Genomic DNA, 3,920 nt, shown 5'->3' on the forward strand with positions numbered 1-3,920 from the left:
GTCGGCGCCGCGCCGCTCTGTGCTCGCTACCAACGTGCCCTCGACCTCTGCGGCTTCGCCCACGTCAGCCTGGCGCAAGAGGCCACCGAACGCGGCCTCTGGCAGTTGGCCCAGGCCGCCGGGCTCATTCAACCTGCAATGGAGGCCTGACATGCTCAAGCAAGCACTCACGCAAAACGGTTTGATCGCGATCCTGCGCGGCGTGCGACCGGACGAAGCCGAGGCAATTGGCCAGGTGCTCTACCGCGCCGGTTTTCGCGTGATCGAAGTCCCGCTCAATTCGCCGGACCCTTACACCAGCATCCGCACCCTGCGTGACAGCCTGCCCGCCGATTGCCTGATCGGCGCCGGCACGGTGTTGCTGCCTGCGCAGGTCGAGCAGGTCAAAGCCGCTGGTGGCCAGGTGATCGTGATGCCCCACAGCGATGCCAAGGTCTTGCGCGCCGCGAAAGCTGCCGGTCTGTACCTGTCGCCGGGGGTTGCCACCCCGACCGAGGCGTTCGCCGCGCTGGCCGAAGGCGCCGACGTATTGAAGCTGTTCCCCGCCGAGCAAATGGGCCCGGCGGTGATCAAGGCGTGGCTGGCGGTGTTACCGGCGGGCACGTTGTTGCTGCCGGTCGGCGGCGTGAGCCCGGACAACATGCAGGTGTATTTCGACGCCGGCGCCAGGGGTTTCGGCCTGGGTTCCGGGTTGTTCAAGCCGGGCATGTCCGTGGCCCAGGTGGCGAGCAATGCCCAGGCGTATGTCGCAGCCTGGAACGCTCTGAACTGATCGCAAGTTTTGCGCCTTGGGCGCTGCATCGACAAGAGAGATAAGAAGATGAAAATCACCAAACTGACGACCTTCATCGTCCCACCGCGCTGGTGCTTCCTCAAAGTGGAAACCGACCAGGGCGTCACCGGCTGGGGCGAACCCGTGGTCGAAGGCCGCGCCCACACGGTGGCGGCTGCGGTTGAGGAACTGTCCGACTACCTGATCGGCAAAGACCCACGCAATATCGAAGACATCTGGACAGTGCTCTATCGCGGCGGTTTCTATCGCGGCGGCGCCGTGCATATGAGCGCGCTGGCCGGCATCGACCAGGCGCTGTGGGACATCAAGGGCAAAGCCCTTGGCGTGTCGGTCAGCGACCTGCTGGGCGGCCAGGTGCGTGACAAGATTCGCGTGTATTCGTGGATCGGCGGCGACCGCCCCGCCGACACCGCCCGCGCCGCCAAAGAAGCCGTAGCGCGTGGTTTCACTGCGGTGAAAATGAACGGCACCGAAGAGTTGCAGTTCGTCGACAGCTTCGAAAAAGTCGACCTGGCCCTGGCCAACGTCGCCGCCGTGCGCGATGCCGTCGGCCCTAACGTGGGCATCGGCGTCGACTTCCATGGCCGCGTACACAAGCCCATGGCCAAGGTGCTGATGAAAGAGCTGGACCCGTATAAGCTGATGTTTATCGAAGAGCCGGTGCTCAGCGAAAACTACGAAGCCTTGAAAGAACTCGCACCGCTGACCAGCACGCCGATTGCCTTGGGCGAGCGCCTGTTCTCGCGCTGGGACTTCAAGCGCGTGCTCAGCGAAGGCTACGTCGACATCATCCAGCCGGACGCTTCCCACGCTGGCGGCATCACCGAAACCCGCAAGATCGCCAACATGGCCGAAGCCTACGACGTGGCCCTGGCGCTGCACTGCCCGCTGGGCCCAATCGCGCTGGCCGCCTGCCTGCAACTGGACGCGGTCTGCTACAACGCGTTTATCCAGGAGCAAAGCCTGGGCATTCACTACAACGAGAGCAACGACCTGCTCGACTACGTGCGCGATCCGGGCGTGTTCGACTATGACCAGGGCTTCGTGAAGATCCCCAACGGGCCGGGCCTGGGCATCGAGATCAACGAGGAATACGTGATCGAACGCGCGGCCATCGGCCACCGCTGGCGCAACCCGATCTGGCGCCACGCCGACGGCAGTTTTGCCGAGTGGTGATGTCTGCCTGAAAAAATGTGGCAAAAAATGTGGGAGGGGGCTTGCCCCCGATAGCGGCGAACCCGCCGCCGAAGATGTCGACTGACACTCACCTATCGGGGGCAAGCTCCCTCCCACATTTGATCCGGTTTATTCAGTAAGTCCGTCCTCAATAAACATAAGAAGAGACAACCCCATGCACCCTGAATCCCTCACCGGGCAGGCTTCTTTAGTCACGCCTAGCAGAAAGCGCTACTTCATCATGGTGCTGCTGTTTATCACTGTGGTGATCAACTACCTCGACCGCAGCAACCTGTCGATTGCAGCGCCGGCCCTGACCAGTGATTTGGGCATCGACCCGGTGCATGTCGGGCTGATTTTCTCGGCGTTCGGCTGGACCTACGCCGCCATGCAAATCCCCGGCGGCTGGCTGGTGGACCGGGTGCCACCGCGCATTCTCTACACCGTCGCATTGCTGCTGTGGTCCATCGCCACCGTGATGCTCGGCTTTGCGGCCAGCTTCATCGCGCTGTTTGTCCTGCGCATGGCGGTGGGCGCCCTGGAAGCCCCGGCCTATCCGATCAACAGCCGCGTGGTCACCACCTGGTTCCCCGAGCGCGAGCGCGCCACCGCGATTGGCTTCTACACCTCCGGGCAGTTCGTCGGGCTGGCGTTCCTCACCCCGGTGCTGGCCTGGTTGCAGCACCACTACGGCTGGCACATGGTGTTTGTCACCACCGGTGGCGTCGGCATCGTCTGGGCGCTGATCTGGTACGCGGTGTACCGCGAGCCGAAGGACTTCAAAGGCGCCAACGCCGCTGAAATCGAACTGATCCGTGCAGGCGGCGGGCTGGTGGACATGCAGGCACAAACCACCAAGGCACCGTTCAGTTGGGTCGACCTGGGCATCGTGCTGAGCAAGCGCAAGCTCTGGGGCATCTACCTGGGCCAGTTCTGCCTGAACTCCACGCTGTGGTTCTTCCTGACGTGGTTCCCGACCTATCTGGTGAAATATCGCGGGATGGACTTCATCAAATCCGGCCTGCTTGCTTCCCTGCCCTTCCTCGCGGCGTTTGTCGGCGTGCTGTGTTCCGGGATTTTTTCCGACTGGCTGATTCGCCGTGGCGCGTCGGTGGGCTTTGCGCGCAAGTTGCCGATCATTGGCGGGCTGTTGATCTCCACCGCGATCATTGGCGCCAACTACGTGGATTCGACGGCGTGGGTGATTGCGTTCCTGGCGGTGGCGTTCTTTGGCAATGGCTTGGCGTCGATCACGTGGTCGCTGGTGTCGACCTTGGCGCCCGCCCGTTTGCTCGGGTTGACCGGCGGTGTGTTCAACTTCATCGGCAACCTGGCGGCGATTACCACGCCGATCGTGATTGGCTTCCTGGCCAGCGGCGATTCGTTCGCGCCGGCAATCACCTATATCGCGGTGCTGGCATTGCTCGGGGCGCTTTCCTACATATTGTTGGTGGGCAAGGTCGAGCGGATCGAGTTGTAAAAAACGGGCGATCTAGGGGTTAATGCCGGTCAGTTAAGCGATAGAGCGGGTAACCGGTGGCGAGGGAGCTTGCTCCCGTTGGACTGCGTAGCAGTCCCCTCTGTTGGGGCCGCTTCGCGTCCCAGCGGGAGCAAGCTCCCTCGCCACAGTGACAGTGTTCTTCCTTAACTGACTGGCATTACGACCCTGGAGTGGCCCTTTTTTTCGGATTACGGCACCGACGCATCAGTTCAATACGCCTTCCAGAATCTCATAGACGATGCCCGTGCCCACTGCGATCAACACCACGTCCGGGCCCGAACGGCGCCATTCATAGCCCTCGTAGTACGGCAGGCGCGCCAGGGCGCGGTTGCCGGTCTCGCTGCTCGGGACAAACTGGCTGAGGATCTGCAGCGCCTGCTTGAGCGGTTGCTTCAACAGGCTGAGGTCGACGCCCTGGGCCGAGCCGACCTGGTCGCTGACCTGTTGTTC

General features: G+C 62.7%; 4 protein-coding genes and 1 pseudogene. 4 read left to right on the top strand and 1 reads right to left on the bottom strand.

Translation table 11 applies throughout. The annotated features are described in order from the left end of the window. The 4 genes and pseudogenes from L9Z73_RS26865 to L9Z73_RS26880 all read left to right on the top strand — a co-directional run. Positions 1 to 150: pseudogene (locus L9Z73_RS26865) on the top strand (2-dehydro-3-deoxygalactonokinase); the annotation flags it as partial. 1 nt (position 151) lies between these two features. Beyond that, a complete protein-coding gene (locus tag L9Z73_RS26870) occupies positions 152 to 772 on the top strand; it encodes a 2-dehydro-3-deoxy-6-phosphogalactonate aldolase (RefSeq protein ID WP_247407616.1) in 621 nt (206 codons plus the stop codon). A gap of 48 nt (positions 773 to 820) precedes the next feature. Continuing rightward, a complete protein-coding gene (gene dgoD / locus L9Z73_RS26875) occupies positions 821 to 1,969 on the top strand; it encodes a galactonate dehydratase (protein WP_003170741.1) in 1,149 nt (382 codons plus the stop codon). 175 nt (positions 1,970 to 2,144) lie between these two features. Beyond that, positions 2,145 to 3,449: an MFS transporter gene (locus L9Z73_RS26880; RefSeq protein ID WP_247407619.1), complete on the top strand. Its 1,305-nt coding sequence runs from the start codon at positions 2,145 to 2,147 to the stop codon at positions 3,447 to 3,449. A 225-nt stretch (positions 3,450 to 3,674) separates the two neighbouring features. Here the strand turns inward: L9Z73_RS26880 and L9Z73_RS26885 are convergent. Continuing rightward, a partial coding sequence (locus L9Z73_RS26885) for an RcnB family protein (protein WP_247407621.1) occupies positions 3,675 to 3,920 on the bottom strand: 246 nt, incomplete at its 5' end.

Origin of the sequence: Pseudomonas emilianonis (genome assembly GCF_023072625.1) — a bacterium.
GTDB classification, from domain to species: Bacteria; Pseudomonadota; Gammaproteobacteria; order Pseudomonadales; family Pseudomonadaceae; genus Aquipseudomonas; species Aquipseudomonas paraveronii.

What these genes read in the sequence shown, in the direction of transcription:
- L9Z73_RS26880 (WP_247407619.1), top strand. Translation starts at nt 2,145, where the DNA reads ATGCACCCTGAATCCCTCACCGGGCAGGCTTCTTTAGTCACGCCTAGC.
- L9Z73_RS26870 (WP_247407616.1), top strand. Translation starts at nt 152, where the DNA reads ATGCTCAAGCAAGCACTCACGCAAAACGGTTTGATCGCGATCCTGCGC.
- dgoD (WP_003170741.1), top strand. Translation starts at nt 821, where the DNA reads ATGAAAATCACCAAACTGACGACCTTCATCGTCCCACCGCGCTGGTGC.